This window comes from Aliiglaciecola sp. M165 (assembly GCF_007197995.1).
Lineage (GTDB): Bacteria > Pseudomonadota > Gammaproteobacteria > Enterobacterales > Alteromonadaceae > Aliiglaciecola.
The window spans coordinates 276,518-291,395 of record NZ_VKKH01000004.1; the positions used below are offsets into that span (position 1 = coordinate 276,518).

16 protein-coding genes are annotated in these 14,878 nt (G+C 44.1%); 7 read left to right on the forward strand and 9 right to left on the reverse strand.

Features of this window, described 5'->3' with window-relative positions; translation table 11 throughout:
• Positions 1-12 precede the first annotated feature (12 nt).
• The 3 genes from pnuC (at position 13) to nspC (ending at position 3,184) form a co-directional block, all read left to right on the forward strand.
• Positions 13-639: a nicotinamide riboside transporter PnuC gene (pnuC, locus tag FM019_RS08590; protein WP_143835512.1), complete on the forward strand. Its 627-nt coding sequence runs from the start codon at positions 13-15 to the stop codon at positions 637-639.
• A 119-nt stretch (positions 640-758) separates the two neighbouring features.
• Positions 759-1,961, forward strand: coding sequence for a saccharopine dehydrogenase family protein (locus FM019_RS08595; RefSeq protein ID WP_143835513.1), 1,203 nt, complete (start codon positions 759-761; stop codon positions 1,959-1,961).
• An 83-nt stretch (positions 1,962-2,044) separates the two neighbouring features.
• The gene (gene nspC / locus FM019_RS08600) at positions 2,045-3,184 is read left to right on the forward strand and encodes a carboxynorspermidine decarboxylase (protein WP_143835514.1); all 1,140 of its coding nucleotides are present in this window, start codon (positions 2,045-2,047) and stop codon (positions 3,182-3,184) included.
• A 29-nt stretch (positions 3,185-3,213) separates the two neighbouring features.
• On the opposite strand, the gene FM019_RS08605 is transcribed toward nspC, so the two are convergent.
• From FM019_RS08605 to rsmI, 3 genes are read right to left on the reverse strand one after another with little or no spacing between them, the layout of a single operon-like run.
• Positions 3,214-4,089, reverse strand: a complete 876-nt coding sequence (locus tag FM019_RS08605) for a DMT family transporter (protein WP_260681572.1) — start codon at positions 4,087-4,089, stop codon at positions 3,214-3,216.
• A gap of 3 nt (positions 4,090-4,092) precedes the next feature.
• Positions 4,093-5,139, reverse strand: coding sequence for an FAD:protein FMN transferase (locus tag FM019_RS08610; RefSeq protein WP_260681573.1), 1,047 nt, complete (start codon positions 5,137-5,139; stop codon positions 4,093-4,095).
• Between the two features lies 1 nt (position 5,140).
• Positions 5,141-5,980, reverse strand: a complete 840-nt coding sequence (gene rsmI / locus FM019_RS08615) for a 16S rRNA (cytidine(1402)-2'-O)-methyltransferase (protein ID WP_143835516.1) — start codon at positions 5,978-5,980, stop codon at positions 5,141-5,143.
• A gap of 73 nt (positions 5,981-6,053) precedes the next feature.
• On the opposite strand from rsmI, the gene FM019_RS08620 reads away from it, so the two are divergent.
• From FM019_RS08620 to FM019_RS08635, 4 genes are read left to right on the forward strand one after another with little or no spacing between them, the layout of a single operon-like run.
• Complete coding sequence (locus FM019_RS08620) at positions 6,054-8,033, forward strand: penicillin-binding protein activator (protein ID WP_185969228.1); 1,980 nt, start codon at positions 6,054-6,056, stop codon at positions 8,031-8,033.
• On the forward strand, positions 8,020-8,379 hold the full coding sequence (locus FM019_RS08625) for a YraN family protein (protein ID WP_143835518.1): 360 nt from the start codon (positions 8,020-8,022) through the stop codon (positions 8,377-8,379). The genes FM019_RS08620 and FM019_RS08625 overlap by 14 nt, the downstream gene beginning before the upstream one ends.
• Positions 8,380-8,426: 47 nt before the next feature.
• A complete protein-coding gene (locus tag FM019_RS08630) occupies positions 8,427-9,020 on the forward strand; it encodes a phosphoheptose isomerase (protein WP_143835519.1) in 594 nt (197 codons plus the stop codon).
• Positions 9,021-9,023: 3 nt separating this feature from the next.
• A complete protein-coding gene (locus FM019_RS08635; protein ID WP_143835520.1) occupies positions 9,024-9,596 on the forward strand; it encodes a BON domain-containing protein in 573 nt (190 codons plus the stop codon).
• A gap of 234 nt (positions 9,597-9,830) precedes the next feature.
• Here the strand turns inward: FM019_RS08635 and FM019_RS08640 are convergent, their stop codons facing one another.
• The 6 genes from FM019_RS08640 to petA all read right to left on the reverse strand — a co-directional run bounded on the left by FM019_RS08640 (position 9,831) and on the right by petA (position 14,596).
• Entirely contained in the window at positions 9,831-10,655 is an 825-nt protein-coding gene (locus FM019_RS08640; RefSeq protein ID WP_185969229.1) for a DUF2989 domain-containing protein, read from the reverse strand.
• Between the two features lie 71 nt (positions 10,656-10,726).
• Positions 10,727-11,152 carry a ClpXP protease specificity-enhancing factor gene (locus tag FM019_RS08645; protein WP_143835794.1) on the reverse strand — a complete coding sequence of 142 codons (426 nt, stop codon included), beginning with the start codon at positions 11,150-11,152 and terminating at the stop codon, positions 10,727-10,729.
• 21 nt (positions 11,153-11,173) lie between these two features.
• Complete coding sequence (gene sspA, locus FM019_RS08650) at positions 11,174-11,806, reverse strand: stringent starvation protein SspA (RefSeq protein WP_143835522.1); 633 nt, start codon at positions 11,804-11,806, stop codon at positions 11,174-11,176.
• A gap of 150 nt (positions 11,807-11,956) precedes the next feature.
• Entirely contained in the window at positions 11,957-12,691 is a 735-nt protein-coding gene (locus FM019_RS08655) for a cytochrome c1 (protein ID WP_143835523.1), read from the reverse strand.
• On the reverse strand, positions 12,688-13,956 hold the full coding sequence (locus tag FM019_RS08660; RefSeq protein WP_143835524.1) for a cytochrome b: 1,269 nt from the start codon (positions 13,954-13,956) through the stop codon (positions 12,688-12,690). Before FM019_RS08660 ends, FM019_RS08655 begins: the two co-directional genes overlap by 4 nt.
• A 1-nt stretch (position 13,957) precedes the next feature.
• The gene (gene petA, locus FM019_RS08665) at positions 13,958-14,596 is read right to left on the reverse strand and encodes a ubiquinol-cytochrome c reductase iron-sulfur subunit (RefSeq protein ID WP_143835525.1); all 639 of its coding nucleotides are present in this window, start codon (positions 14,594-14,596) and stop codon (positions 13,958-13,960) included.
• Between the last annotated feature and the right edge of the window lie 282 nt (positions 14,597-14,878).

The following is a 14,878-nucleotide window of genomic DNA, read 5'->3' on the forward strand; positions in this document are numbered from 1 at the left end:
TGGCCGTTTAAGATGGGAATAAGCGATTGGATAATGGGGTTTGCTGGCGCATCGCCACTGGAATGGGTTGCGACCATCAGCGGTTTTATCTGTGTTTTCCTGATTATCCGACGCAATATCTGGTGCTTCTTTTTCGGGTTTATCCAGGTAACGCTCTACAGTTGGATATTCTTCGATGTGAAGCTCTATTCTGATGCCATCTTGCATGTCATTTACATTGGCTTTCAGATTTATGGCTATTGGATATGGTCGCATAATATGGATAACACAGGCCATGTAATCGTTGATCCCGGTAGTGTCAGATATTACGCGCTGACAATTCTCATCGCGCTAGCCGCTGCATCAGGGTGGGGTTGGTTTATGGACAATCATACCGATGCATCTTTTGCTTACTTTGACGCCTTTACGACTGCCACCAGCCTGGCTGCACAGTGGCTCATGACTCACAAAAAGCTATTCAACTGGAGCTTTTGGATTGTCGTCGATATTGTTGCCATCTGGATTTATTGGCAAAAAGGACTATTTCCAACCTCGGCGTTATATTTATGTTTCTTGATCATGGCATGTATTGGGCAATGGCAATGGGTCAAAGCCTACAAATCGGCGAAATCAGCTTCACACTCAGTAGTAACGGATTGAAGCAATTAACTGGAATTACCCGGTATAAACGACTATTTTTTAAAACCACTCTTGCGTATACAAATATCGGTGATAGCATGCGCGAAATTGAGTTAAATTCAACAAATTAGGATTTTTGTATGTCTCGAGTTTTGATTATCGGAGCTGGCGGTGTCGCCTCTGTAACCGTGAAAAAGTGCGCTCGATTACCTGAGCATTTTGATGAAATATATTTGGCAAGCCGAACCGTATCAAAGTGTGAAGCACTTCAACAAGAAGTGGGCACAGATCGCGTAAAAGGTGTATTTGCTGTAGACGCCGACAATGCGAGTGAAGTCGAAGCCTTGATCAATCAAGTTAAACCCGACTTATTGGTTAATCTAGCGCTGCCATACCAAGACCTGCCTATTATGGATGCATGCCTAGCCACAGGTACTGACTACTTGGATACCGCGAACTACGAACCTAAAGACGTCGCTAAATTTGAGTACTCTTGGCAGTGGGCCTATCAAGAGCGCTTTAAACAAAAAGGCATCATGGCATTGTTGGGAAGCGGCTTTGATCCAGGTGTGACTAACGTTTACACCGCGTATGCAGCCAAACACTATTTTGATGAAATACACTATCTCGATATTGTTGATTGTAATGGCGGTGATCACGGTCAAGCTTTTGCAACCAATTTCAATCCAGAAATCAATATCCGCGAAATCACCCAACGTGGTCGTTTCTGGGAAGATGGCCAGTGGAAAGAAACTGACCCTTTGAGTGTTCGTGAAGATCTCGACTATCAGAACATTGGTGTTAGAGCTTCTTATTTGATGTTCCATGAGGAATTGGAATCTCTGGTTAAACACTTCCCTACATTAAAACGTGCACGTTTTTGGATGACCTTTGGCGAGGCATATCTGACTCATTTGCGCGTGCTGGAAGGGATCGGAATGACCAGCATTGAACCGATTGACTTTCAGGGCCAGCAAATTGTTCCTCTGGAGTTTCTTAAAGCTGTATTGCCTAACCCGGGTTCGCTTGCCGATGGTTACACAGGCATGACCTGCATAGGCACCTACATCACTGGCGTGAAAGACGGCAAAGAGAAAACTATCTTTATCTACAACAATTGTGATCACGCTGCCTGTTTTGAAGAAGTTGGCGCTCAAGCGGTTTCCTACACAACTGGCGTTCCAGCAATGATTGGTGCAGCACTCATGCTCAACGGCACCTGGAAACAAGATGGCGTTTGGAATATGGAGCAGTTTGACCCAGACCCATTCATGGACATGTTGAACAAGCATGGGTTGCCTTGGCATGTGATCGAATGTGAAAAAAGCCCGTTTAGTCAATAAACTATCAACACAAAGTGACGAACATCCTTTAGGATGTTCTTCACCTCTCTTAACAGATACAGTCACATAGGACCTACCGAGCCGTGAAAGATCCCTTGTTAAATCCTGCAATCCCCTCCCCTTGCTTTGTTTGTGAAGAACAAAAACTGGAATCCAACTTGCAATTAATGCAGCGGGTTCAAGGGCAAACGGGTGTGGATATTATTCTTGCGCTCAAGGGTTTTTCCATGTGGTCAACATTTGATTTGGTTGGTCAATATTTGAAAGGTTGCACGGCCAGCTCGGTCTGGGAGGCCAAGCTGGCTAAATACGAAATGGGCAAAGAAGTCCACGCCTACTCACCAGCTTACAAATCATCGGATATCGATGAACTATTGCCTTTGGTTGAACACATCTCTTTTAATAGCCTTACCCAATGGCAACAGTATAAAGAGCAGGTACTAGCTGCGGGCATTTCCGCAGGGATCCGCATCAACCCTGAACATCGGGAAGCAACAACCGAATTGTATGACCCGAGCGCGCCAGGATCCCGCTTGGGCGTTCTAAGAAGTACCTTGGAAAATGCAGATTTATCAGGGATTGACGGGTTTCATGTTCACAATCTTTGTGAGTGTGATTCCTACGCGACGGAACGCACGCTCAACGCGGTAGAGCAGCGATTTGGCCAATGGTTGCCTCAATTAAAATGGTTGAATTTAGGTGGTGGACACTTGATGACGCGAGAAGGTTATGATGTTGAACATTTGATTCAAACGCTGAATGCCTTTAAAGCCCGTTATCCCAATTTACATGTAATCATGGAACCCGGCTCGGCGGTTGCCTGGCAAACAGGTACCTTGGTAAGCGAAGTGGTCGATATTGTTGAGAACGACGGTCAAATTGCTATTTTAGACATTTCGGCCACAGGCCATATGCCTGATGTGTTGGAAATGCCTTATCGTCCAGAAGTGCGCGGGGCTGATGAAGCTGGCGTGAAAGCACACAGCTATAAACTGGGGGGTAATTCTTGTTTAGCAGGAGATGTCATTGACACCTATAGCTTTGACGATCCCTTAGAGGTAGGCGATCGTATTATTTTTGAAGACATGATCCACTACACCATGGTTAAAACCACATTTTTTAACGGCGTTGAGCACCCCTCTATAGGAATACTGAGAAAGAACGGCGAGTTTGAACTGATTAGAAAATTTGAATATGAAGATTTTCGCGACCGTCTATCCTAAAAAACAAGTTAGACGCAGCACACCTTTAGCTAGCTTTTTAACTGGCGCATACCGAATAGCACCAAAAACAAACCCAGTATGTGCAAAACTGAAATTGGCTCGCCTAAAAGTTGATTGGACAATAGAATAGTAAAAAGCGGCCCTACAGTACCCACAATGCCAGCTTTACTGGCGCCGATCAATTTCACGCCCGCGCCGATTAAAAACGATGGGATCAACGTCATAAAAATCGATACGACGAGCACACCATAATAATGGGTCTCGCTGTAATCAAACATTTCGTTTCTACCTTCAACAAACGCATGGATCAGCAACGTAATACTCGCAGCTATCATCGCTAAACAGATAAATCGTTGACTACCGAACTTTCGCGAGTATTTTTGATTAGCAACCATAAACCACGCAGTAAAAATACTCGCCAGAAACACCAAGAAGCTACCCCATAATAGGTTTTCACCACCAAAAGACATATCCGCGTAGAAAAATACCAGAATTCCCGCGTAGGAGAGCAGCAGCGCCAACCAGAGTTTCGGCATGGGCTTTTCGCCAAGTAACATCCAACTAAACAAAATGGCGATGGCTGGATAGCAGAATAGAATGATCCGCTCCAAACCTGCAGTAATGTATTGCAACCCCAACAAATCCAGATAACTGGCAATGTGATAGCAGGCAATACCCGCTATCGCACAGCCAATCAATTCTTTAACGCTGATGGACAGCCACCCTTTTCGATAGGTCAATAGTGCCAAGATGCCCACATAAAACGGCAATACAAATAACATCCGCAACGTTTGCAGATCTAAGGGATCAATACTGAGTTGATAAAGGTACTTGACCATGATCGCTTTACTGGAAAACAAAATGGTTCCCATTACGACAAAAACCGCGCCTTTATTTATCGTCAAGGTTTACTGATTTCCGTCTGCTTGGAGTGCATTAAACCCTTTGGAAATATGCAGTTTGCGCTGGTTATCGACAATCAACACTTCGTAGCCCGGGGTGCGATTGAGTAAATCTATCCCCTCTTGTACGCCCATGACAAAGACCGCCGTTGATAATGCGTCATTAAAGGTACTTCGATTGCCAACGATAGTCACGCTTTGCACTTGGTAGGCAGATTTACCGCTGGTAGGACTTATGATGTGATGATAGCGTGTCTGCCCTTCCTCAAAATAACGTTCGTAATCGCCGGAAGTCGACATCGCAATATTTTCAAGTGGCAGAACCACAGCTTGACGATTGGTGTCTCGAGGGTCACGGATCCCTACTTTCCAGGGTCTGCCGCATCGATCACCCAACAATCCCGTGTCTCCCCCTGCAGTCACAAGTGCATGCTTAACACCCATGTCAGCAAGGATCTGCAAATTATTGTCAATCGCGTGGCCCTTGGCAATACCACCCAAATCAATTTTGACATTAGGGTGAGCAAAGTAAACGGTTTTATTATCAGGATTTAATACGATATGGCGATAATCTATAGCGTCGAGTAAGGCATCAATCTCACCTTGCTGGGGACGCTTTTTCGCACGGAAATCATATAAATAACCCACACTTGCGTAAGTAATGTCAAAAGAACCGCCGGTATCTTCAGATAATCCAACTGCTAGTGATAACAATTCAAACAGCTCATCAGAGACGGCTACTGGATCTTTCGCTGCTTGTTTGTTTATTAATGACACTTCACTATGCGCAATATAAGTGCTCATGAGCTGGTTAATACGTTCCATTTCGGTCATGATAGCCGACACAGCGGCTTTACCCGAGACATCGTTAGGTGCCCAAATCTCTGTGTAAATATTGGTTCCCATGATGCCAGCAGTGCCGGTAAACCAATAACCGTCACCTAGCTCATCACAACTATATGCTTTGGTTTTTTCAAGTTTAAAAGCTGCTGATTGACTATGTACGAAGAAACTAAAGCCACTAAGTAGCGCAAAAAAAACGATTAACTTCACGCTATTCATCGATGGACAATCCATATTGATACAATGCATTTTTCTTTAAATCATAATGGGCAGCGGTTATGGCAGCCGCTTTTTTAAGTGGTAATTCTGCCATCATCAATTTCAGCAATGCGATGGCTTCTGAAGGCAAGTCGTTTTGCACGTCCTTGTTGCCGCCAACCATAATGACAAACTCCCCACGTTGATGATTGTCATCGGCTTTGAGCCAAACAAGGGTTTCCTCTGCTGTTGCACTGTGGAATGTTTCAAAGGTTTTACTGATTTCCTTTGCAATAACAACCTGCCTGTGGCCGCCAAGCACCTCAACGATAGCTGTCAAAGTGTCAACTACTCGTCGTGGAGATTCGTAGAATACGGTGGTTGCGCTGTCGTTGATTAACGTTTCTAAAGCTTGATGTTTAGCAAGGTGTTTAACCGGCAAAAATCCGTAAAACACAAATTTGTCAGTGGCTAATCCAGATGCACATAACGCAGCAATGGCAGCACAAGGACCGGCGATTGGCACGACAGTGATGCCCTGCTCGCGACACAGGTTGACCAAACCATAACCCGGATCGGAAATCAAAGGCGTCCCTGCGTCTGAAATGAGCGCGACATTTAAGCCACTCTCCAAATCTTTAACCAGCAATTGTTTTTTCTGCGACTCGTTGTGATCGTGCATGGACGTAAGCCGAGTACTGATGTCATAGTGATTAAGTAACTTCTGGCTATGACGAGTATCCTCTGCTGCAATAACATCAACGTCTTTGAGTACGTCAATCGCGCGAAAGGTGATATCCTGCAAATTACCAATTGGGGTCGCTACTACATACAATGTGCCTTTTTGTAACACTTGATCACAGCCTTAGATTGTTTTCACGGTTGAGGCATTTTAAACTACCTTCTCATAAATAGGTGGGAAAATTTTGAAAGCAACGATGGTTAAATTGAACAGTCTGAAATTGACATTCGCATTGGGGTTTATTTCGCTCTGCCTGATAGGTTGTGGTTCAACCTCAAGCCCAAAATCTCAGGCGCAATCCAATCGTGCCCCCCTTGTGCAAGTTGAAGAACAGCCTATTCTCGAGCAATCGCCAGATTATTACCTGGATGAAGCGCAAAGATTGTATGCACAAAGCCAAGATGAAATGGTACGTAATCAATGGCTATTGAGAGCTGCAGAAGCCTACAAACAGCAGCAAGGCTGCCAACAAAGTAAAAAAATCCTGCAAATTAGCCTGCCGTTTATCCAGGATTCGTCTCTGCGAAATCAAGCACACATTATTTTGGCAGAGTGTCTTTTGCAAACACCTACCTTGGATGAAAATCTGTTTGAGCAATATTTAAGTCAAATTGACCCCAACATCAGTCATCAGAATCGTGCAACTCAACTCAAGATCGCATGGCAAATGAGAAAGGGCCGATGGTTGAATGCGGCAAAATCTATGCTATCGATTTACGATGGCACACCAATACAAAGCGAACAGATATGGTACGCACTGCAAAGATTACCGACGGAATCATTGCAAACTGCTTCACTACAATCCTCTGGTCTAGCCCCATGGCTTCAACTGAGTTTAATCATTCGAGAGTACGGTTTTGAACCCGATGCATTAAAACTGGCCATAAGCGAATGGCAAAGTCGATATAATGAGCATACTTTGAGTGTGTTTTTACCACAAGAGGTCAGCTTGGCCCTCAATCTAGTGCCATTAAAACAGCAGCGAACGGGCATACTTTTGCCACTGACTGGGCGATTGGCAGCACAAGGGCTTGCAATTAAAGAAGGGGTTTTGGCCGCCTATTTTCAGCAGAAAAAGCCTCTTCAGTTTCAGCCGTCAGGGAGTGATAATTTGGGTGAAATGGAATACCCGCAAGTTGAATTTTTTGATACCAATGTATTAAGCATTGCACAACTTGTTGAAGCGACAAAATCACTTGATATAGTGATAGGCCCACTAATGAAGGACACCTTGACCGAGTTTGCCGCAAATGCGCCACGTTCATTAAACATTATCGGTTTGAACCGCATTGAACAGACTATTACCGAGGCGACACTGGACGACATCTCGCCACCCCAGGAATTTGTCGATGACACCTTGTCAGACGAAACAGATGTTCCCGGCTTACGTGTGTTTTTTGCATTATCACCTGAAGACGAAGCGGTACAGTTGGCTCAAAAAGTAGCGTCTACTGGCGCACGTTCTCCCATCGTTATTTCTCAGGAAACTGGTGCAGCAAAACGAATGGCTGATACCTTCATAATGACGTGGAAGCAAATAGCGGATAAAGATTCGGGTGAGCCATCATTGGCGACTTACATTGACAACAAAAGCATGAGATCTAGCCTAACCTCATTGCTCGACGTTGAGCAAAGTCGGCAGCGTATCCGCCAATTAGAAAGTGTGACTAGCAATCAATTGCACGCTGTACCAAGAAATCGAAGAGATATAGACGCAATCATACTTTTTGCCACGCCTGAGCAAACCGAACTTCTAAATCCAATTGTTGAAGCGAGCTTGAGCCCGTTTAACGACAAAACCGTTCCGGTATATGCGTCGTCACGTAGTTACAGCCAAAACTTTAGCAATAACAGTTTACGTGATTTACGCAATATTACTTTTACTGACATGCCTTGGATGTTACCCGGGCACAACTTTATGCTCCTGCAACAAGAGTCAGAGGAAATTTGGCCAGGACGGGATGACACACTCAAACGACTCTTCGCGTTAGGATTTGATGCGTTTTCGCTAGTCGATGATTTGCCAAGTTTGGTCACTCTTCCTCAGTTAAGCAAAGCCGGTTTGACCGGTAAATTATCTGTTGATCAGCAAGGAAATGTTAATCGCGTTTTGCCCTTTGGCAAAATAACCGAACAAGACGTGATTTTAATTGCAATGGATTAAGGCGGCTTTGTCGAGGGTAATCGGTAAACAAGCTGAACAACGGGCATTGACGTTCTTAGTCGAGAGTGGATTACGACTGTATCAGCAAAATTACTATTGCCGAGGTGGTGAGATCGATCTCATTATGCAAGATCAGCAAGAGTGGGTGTTTGTCGAGGTGAAATTCAGACATAGCTCTCGTTTTGGTAGCGCTGCAGAGTATTTTCATGCAGCAAAACGCAAAAAATTTACCTATGCATTGAAACAATTTATGCATCAACACCGTCTAAATCCTGCAATGGTTCCCCACAGGATTGACTTAGTCGCCATTGAAGGAGAGGAAATTCAATGGTTTAAAGGTGTATAATCCAATTAGCGCGTTATCTAATTGCAATAATAACAATAGAGATTCTCATGATTGAACAGATTAAAGCCAACTTTACCGAAAGTATTCAGACAAAAATTGCTGCAGGTGAAGTGTTGCCAGAGGCCATATATCGTGCATCACAAATGATGGTTGATGCGTTGATTCGAGGTAATAAAATTCTTGCTTGTGGTAATGGTGGGTCAGCGGGTGATGCACAGCATTTTTCATCAGAAATGTTAAACCGTTACGAAAGAGATCGCCCTAGCTTGCCAGCATTGGCACTGACCACCGATACGTCAACGTTGACATCTATCGCCAACGATTACAGCTACGATGAGGTGTTTTCCAAACAAGTTCGCGCATTAGGCCAGGCAGGTGATATATTGCTGGCGATTTCAACAAGTGGCAACTCGCGCAACGTTATCAACGCCATGGAGGCAGCCTTGAGTAGAGATATGACCATTGTTGCACTCACCGGAAAAGATGGTGGTGAAATGGCAGGGTTGCTTGGTCCTAGTGACGTAGAGATACGTGTACCCTCAAGCCGCACAGCACGAATTCAGGAAGTCCATTTATTGGTCATCCACAACTTATGCGAATGCATCGATGACAGTTTATTTCCAGAGCAAAGTGCGGAGTAACCCATGACTAAGGCACTGATTAACCTCATTACTATCGCTTGTATCCTTTCGGTATTGCAGGGTTGCGCTGCCGTGGTAGTTGGCGCTGGGGCGGGGGTTGCCTCAGCAGCCCACGACCGCAGAACCCTTGGTAGTCAAATCGACGATAAAACGGCTACGGCCAGACTATCTTCTGCGTTTTCTAAAAACAAAGCCTTAGACGCAGCAAATATTGATATTACTGTGTTTAACGGAATTGTTTTGCTGGCAGGCCAAGCGCCGACTGAAGAATTAAGAAACGAAATTAGTCGCACTGCACAAAGTGTTAAGAATCTACGAAAAATCCACAATCAAATTCGCATTGGTAAACCAATTCCTGCCAGTGTCTCAGCAAATGACGTTTGGTTAGCCTCTAAAGTCAAAGGCGCACTACTTACCGATGAAAGAATTGATGGTCTGCATATTGAAGTAGAAGTAGAAGACTCTGAAGTTTTCTTACTCGGCTTAGTTAAAGCCTCTGAAGCGGATATCGCTGTTGATGTGGCAAGAAATATCAATGGTGTCGCCAAGGTGATCAAAGCGTTTGAAGAGATTTAGTTTTTCAATGTAACGTTAGGCTTGGCAGATCCTGCCACTGAGTACACACCAAAAGAACAATATTGCGTCTTCCCCGAATGAACAAGATTGCATCTTCCCCGAGTGCTCTTATCGGGGATCTCGTGAAAAACAAGATTGCGTCTTCCCCGAATACTCTTATCGGGGATCTTGTGAAAAACAAGATTGCGTCTTCCCCGAATGCTCTTATCGGGGATCTCATGAAAAACAGCCACACTAAATCAGCTGTCTTGGGAAGGCCCCCATATCTTTGTTAAGCCATTTTGCATCAAACAGTAATTCGTCGACTTTTTCTTGTGCAGCACGTATCTGAGACGAATTCATTTTTTCGAATAACCTAAAATAGGCTTCGTTTACTTTTGCTTTTTCACTGTCTAAGGCACTGTACAACCCCTGCCATATTGCCGCTTTTTCCAATTCGTTTTTGTCTAAGTAGTAGCCCACATAAAATTCATAGACTGTGGGTTGAATGTCTGCAATGACCTTGGCCTTTTGTAATGCCAATCTGGCGTACTCAAGGGCTTTTGGCATGTCTCGTTTGGCTGTTTGGGTCATAAGGGCGACATAGACATCAACGTGTACTTCATCCGCAGATTCAAATCCATTAACCATTGACTCCCAATAATCTTGATTTTGCGAATAGGTCCATAACCATAAGTTAACTTCCGGGCGGATCATTCTTTGCGTGCTGGATATCAATGCTTTTTGTATTTCTGGAATTTTACGAATTGTGGTGATTTGTGATTGCTTGTCGTCTTTGTTTCTCACGGCTTCTGAAATGTGGGCATCTTCGAGGCAGCCCTTATATTTGTCCAGAGACTTAAGCGCCTTGTAAGTGTGTATTGATGAGAGTTGTTCTCTCTGTCTTGCTAGGTCCCGGATAACATCACTACGTGGTATGGAACAGAGCGCACCTGAGTGGGTCGATTCACATATGTCAGCGTAAGTGTCACAGATTTGCCACATGGACGCGTCAGCGACTTTTCCGTCGTCACAACCTGTCAGTCCTACTAACACTGCAATAAACAACACAAAACGCATAAATGATCTCTTTATTGACCGGGATGACATAATCTAGCAAATAAAAAAGGCGCTGTGCAGCGCCTACATAACTATTTTATGACTTTAAGATTCGGAGGACCTTTTTTGGCAGGTTTTGGTGCCGCTTTAGAGGTGACCTCGATGCCTTCATCCGCACCAGATTCATCTAATGGTGCGCTGTCTAATCCATCTTCGGGCGTAAACACAGTGCCGGCACCATTTTCCTTGGCATAAATCGCTAAAACGGCATGACAAGGAAATATAAGCTGTCGTGGAACACCGCCAAAACGTGCTTCGAAAGAGACATCGACATTGTCCATATTCATCTTTACACAAGCACTGGGTGAAACATTCAACACTATTTGTCCATCGCGTACATGTTCCTGGGGCACTTGTGTGCCCGGAATTGTAGCATCGACGACTAAGTAGGGCGTCAGATCGTTATCAACTATCCACTCGTAGAACGCACGAAGCAAATATGGCTGATTTGAGGTCATCATCATAGATTGTATGTTTGCTTACAATGGATCGTGGATTTCGCGCTCTTGATCAGTCAAAGAGGCTTTGAACGAACTGCGCGCAAATATACGATTCATGTACGCCATAACTTCCTTGCTGCCATTGCCAGTCAATTGAATACCCAAAGAAGGTAACCTCCATAACAATGGTGCCAAGTAGCAATCAACCAAGCTGAATTCTTCACTCATAAAGAACGGCGTTTCAGCAAACAAAGGTGCCAAGCTCAACAAAGCTTCTCTCAGCTCATTGCGCTGTGCGTCAACGTCGCCCTTACCAGCAAGAACGTTTTCAGCCAGCGAGTACCAGTCTTGCTCGATGCGATGCATCATCAGACGGCTTTGGCCGCGAGAAACAGGATATACGGGCATTAACGGTGGATGTGGGAAACGCTCATCCAGATATTCCATTATGATATGCGACTTGTACAGTACTAGCTCACGGTCGACCAGTGTTGGCACAGTTCCATAAGGATTTAAATCAAGCAAATCTTCTGGCAGATTCGTTGGATCAGTATAACTAATCTCAACACCTACCCCTTTTTCTGCAAGTACAATGCGTACTTGGTGACTGTAAATATCACTAGTGTCAGAGAACAACGTCATGATAGAACGTTTATTCGCGGCTACAGCCATTAACTATCCTCCAGAATCAACAAAATTATCAGTGAATATCGGTATATTGAATTAACGCAAATTCACTTTAGCTCGCGACGAATTCGGCGAGCCCATTAAAAAAAGGGGCATTTTGGCCCCTTTTCGGATTATACCTGATTTTTTGGCGAATTAGTGCACATCACGCCAATATTCTTTCTTCAATAAATAAACGAAGAAAAATAGTACGACGATGAAGGCAATCACCCATCGGCCAATCGATTCGAGCTTGAGGCGGCCAGGTTCGCCGACGTACACAAGGTAGTTAACTAAATCTAAAACAGCCTTGTCGTATTCCTCTGGGCTAAGTTCACCATTGCCATCGGTTTTGATGCCAACATAAACCTGCTTCATTTCACCATCAACCATACGTTCTTCATATGTTTGGCGTGGTGTGCCTTGCAGCTCTTCTAATACATGAGGCATACCTACATTCGGGAACACTTCGTTATTCACACCAAACGTTTTGCTTTCGTCAACATAAAACGTACGCAAATATGTGTACAACCAATCTGCACCGCGGACTCTGCCCACAAGCGTTAAATCAGGAGGCGGCGCACCAAACCAAGTCGCAGCATCATCACCAGGAATGGCGCTTTTAATATGATCAGAGACTTTTTCACCGGTAAACTGCAAATATTCCTGGCCCAATTCGTTTGGAATACCAAGATCTTTAAAGCTGCGCTCATAACGTTGATACTGCATGTTGTGGCAACCAAGGCAGTAATTGTTAAACAGCATTGCACCACTTTGCAGAGACGCTTTATCGGTTAAATCAATGTCGGCTTTGTCTAATGGAATAGACGGGCCTGCTGCAAAAACCATCCCTGAGAACAGGAAAGATAAAACAAACGTCAATTTTTTCATTTCGTGATCCTTGCAGGTAACGGCTTAGTTTTTTCGTTTTTGCTGTAGATAAATAACAACACAAAAAAGCCAAAGTACATGATAGTGGCAATTTGCGATGCGGTAATTTTCCAGTTTTCTTGTGGAGTTCCACCCAAATACCCTAGGAAAATAAATACTGCAGCAAAAATCAGTAGGTTCCACTTATGGAAGCCACAACGGTAGCGCCAGGATTTCACTTTTCCGCGGTCAATCCAAGGCAGCAAGAATAACGCGACGATAGCCGCAAACATGGCAATAACACCACCTAACTTGTCAGGCACCGCTTTCAATATCGCGTAGAAAGGCGTGAAATACCAAACAGGGAAAATATGCTCTGGCGTTTTCAACGGGTTAGCGATCTCGAAATTAGGCTTCTCCAGGAAGTAACCACCCATTTCAGGCATGAAGAACATAACATAGGAGAACAGGCCTAAGAATACTGCAAAGGCAACCAAATCTTTTAATACGATATGCGGGAAAAACGGTACTACGTCATCGATGATATCGTACTTGTTTGTATAGTATTCATGGATCTCATAGTTAGTTTTTTCATCTTCACTTAACGAACCTTTTTGGCGCTTAACTTCCACACCATCTGGATTATTTGAACCCACTTCATGAAGAGCAACAATATGCAAAAAGACTAGAATGACGATTACTAATGGCAATGCAATAACGTGCAACGCGAAGAATCGGTTTAGAGTTGCACCAGAGATAACATAATCACCTTGGATCCATTCAACCAAATCTGGCCCAATAACCGGAATGGCACTAAACAGAGAAACAATAACCTGCGCACCCCAATAAGACATTTGTCCCCATGGCAATACATAACCCATGAAGGCTTCAGCCATCAATGCTAGGTAAATGAACATACCAAACAACCACAGCAATTCACGTGGTTTCTGGTAAGAGCCATACATCATGCCGCGGAACATGTGTAGATACACAACAATAAAGAATGCTGAAGCACCCGTGGAATGCATATATCGCAGAATGTCGCCGTATGGCACATCTCGCATAATGTACTCTACTGACGCAAAAGCTTGTTCGGCCGTAGGAACATAATTCATGGTTAACCAGATGCCTGTGACGATCTGGTTGACTAAAACGATAGTGGCGAGGAATCCAAATATATACCAAAAATTCATATTTTTTGGCGCTGGATATTGAATGGCGTGCATGTTCGCGACGCGCATCATGGGGATTCGATATTCGATCCAATCTAATAGACTTTTAAACATCTTATGCATTCTCCCCTTCGCCTAACGACCCAACGATTACGGTGTTGTCGTCTTTAAAGAAATAAGGTGGCACTTGAAGGTTAGAAGGTGCAGGAACGCTTTGAAATACGCGACCAGCCATATCAAATTTTGAGCCATGGCAAGGGCAGAAAAATCCTTCCGCAATACCTTCTGCATACTGTGCAAACGCACCATCAGTTAAGTGCTGTGGTGAACAGCCCAAGTGAGTGCAGATACCAACAAGGATGAGATACTCTTCTTTCAACGAACGATATGCATTTTTCGCAAACTCAGGTTGCTGCTCTACCTCAGAGTTTGGATCTTTGAGTTGATCTTCATGTGCGTTCAAGGAAGCTAGCAATTCTGGCGTTCGCCTCACTACCCAAACTGGCTTACTGCGCCAAATGACCCGAATAAGCTGTCCAGGCTCTACTTTGCTAATGTCAATTTCAACATCGGCGCCAGCGGCTTTGGCTTTTTCACTTGGGCTCCATGACCCTATAAAGGGCACTGCAACACCTGCTACACCAACCGCACCAACAACCGAGGTGGCGACCGTAAGGAATCGACGCCTTGGGTTATATTGGGGTTGATTGTCGTTCACAGACGAATCATTCGTATCAACAGACACATTGCTCATCCACTTTTCTCCAGTTTCGGATTTAGTGATACTTCTTGAACGTAAATAAGTTGGTTCCGATGATTTTTTATCACCAGTTAACTAGCACAAGAAATGACGGTTTCGTATTAACGTTAAATGATAAAAGAAAACCCCTAATAAAGACAAGGAATTACATCAATATTGGAGATTTTTAGAAAGATTATTTTTGACTGGCGATAATTGCCTCATTGAGAGAACGATTTTTTGATGAAATTCTAGTCAAATTGCTCTGCAAATAAAAAAACCCAGCCGATGGCTGGG

Coding starts and splice junctions, on each gene's coding strand:
- FM019_RS08660 (WP_143835524.1), bottom strand. CDS start 13,956: ATGTTTAAAAGTCTATTAGATTGGATCGAATATCGAATCCCCATGATG.
- sspA (WP_143835522.1), bottom strand. CDS start 11,806: ATGGCTGTAGCCGCGAATAAACGTTCTATCATGACGTTGTTCTCTGAC.
- FM019_RS08645 (WP_143835794.1), bottom strand. CDS start 11,152: ATGACCTCAAATCAGCCATATTTGCTTCGTGCGTTCTACGAGTGGATA.
- FM019_RS08640 (WP_185969229.1), bottom strand. CDS start 10,655: ATGCGTTTTGTGTTGTTTATTGCAGTGTTAGTAGGACTGACAGGTTGT.
- pnuC (WP_143835512.1), top strand. CDS start 13: ATGGGAATAAGCGATTGGATAATGGGGTTTGCTGGCGCATCGCCACTG.
- FM019_RS08630 (WP_143835519.1), top strand. CDS start 8,427: ATGATTGAACAGATTAAAGCCAACTTTACCGAAAGTATTCAGACAAAA.
- FM019_RS08635 (WP_143835520.1), top strand. CDS start 9,024: ATGACTAAGGCACTGATTAACCTCATTACTATCGCTTGTATCCTTTCG.
- FM019_RS08595 (WP_143835513.1), top strand. CDS start 759: ATGTCTCGAGTTTTGATTATCGGAGCTGGCGGTGTCGCCTCTGTAACC.
- petA (WP_143835525.1), bottom strand. CDS start 14,596: ATGAGCAATGTGTCTGTTGATACGAATGATTCGTCTGTGAACGACAAT.
- FM019_RS08655 (WP_143835523.1), bottom strand. CDS start 12,691: ATGAAAAAATTGACGTTTGTTTTATCTTTCCTGTTCTCAGGGATGGTT.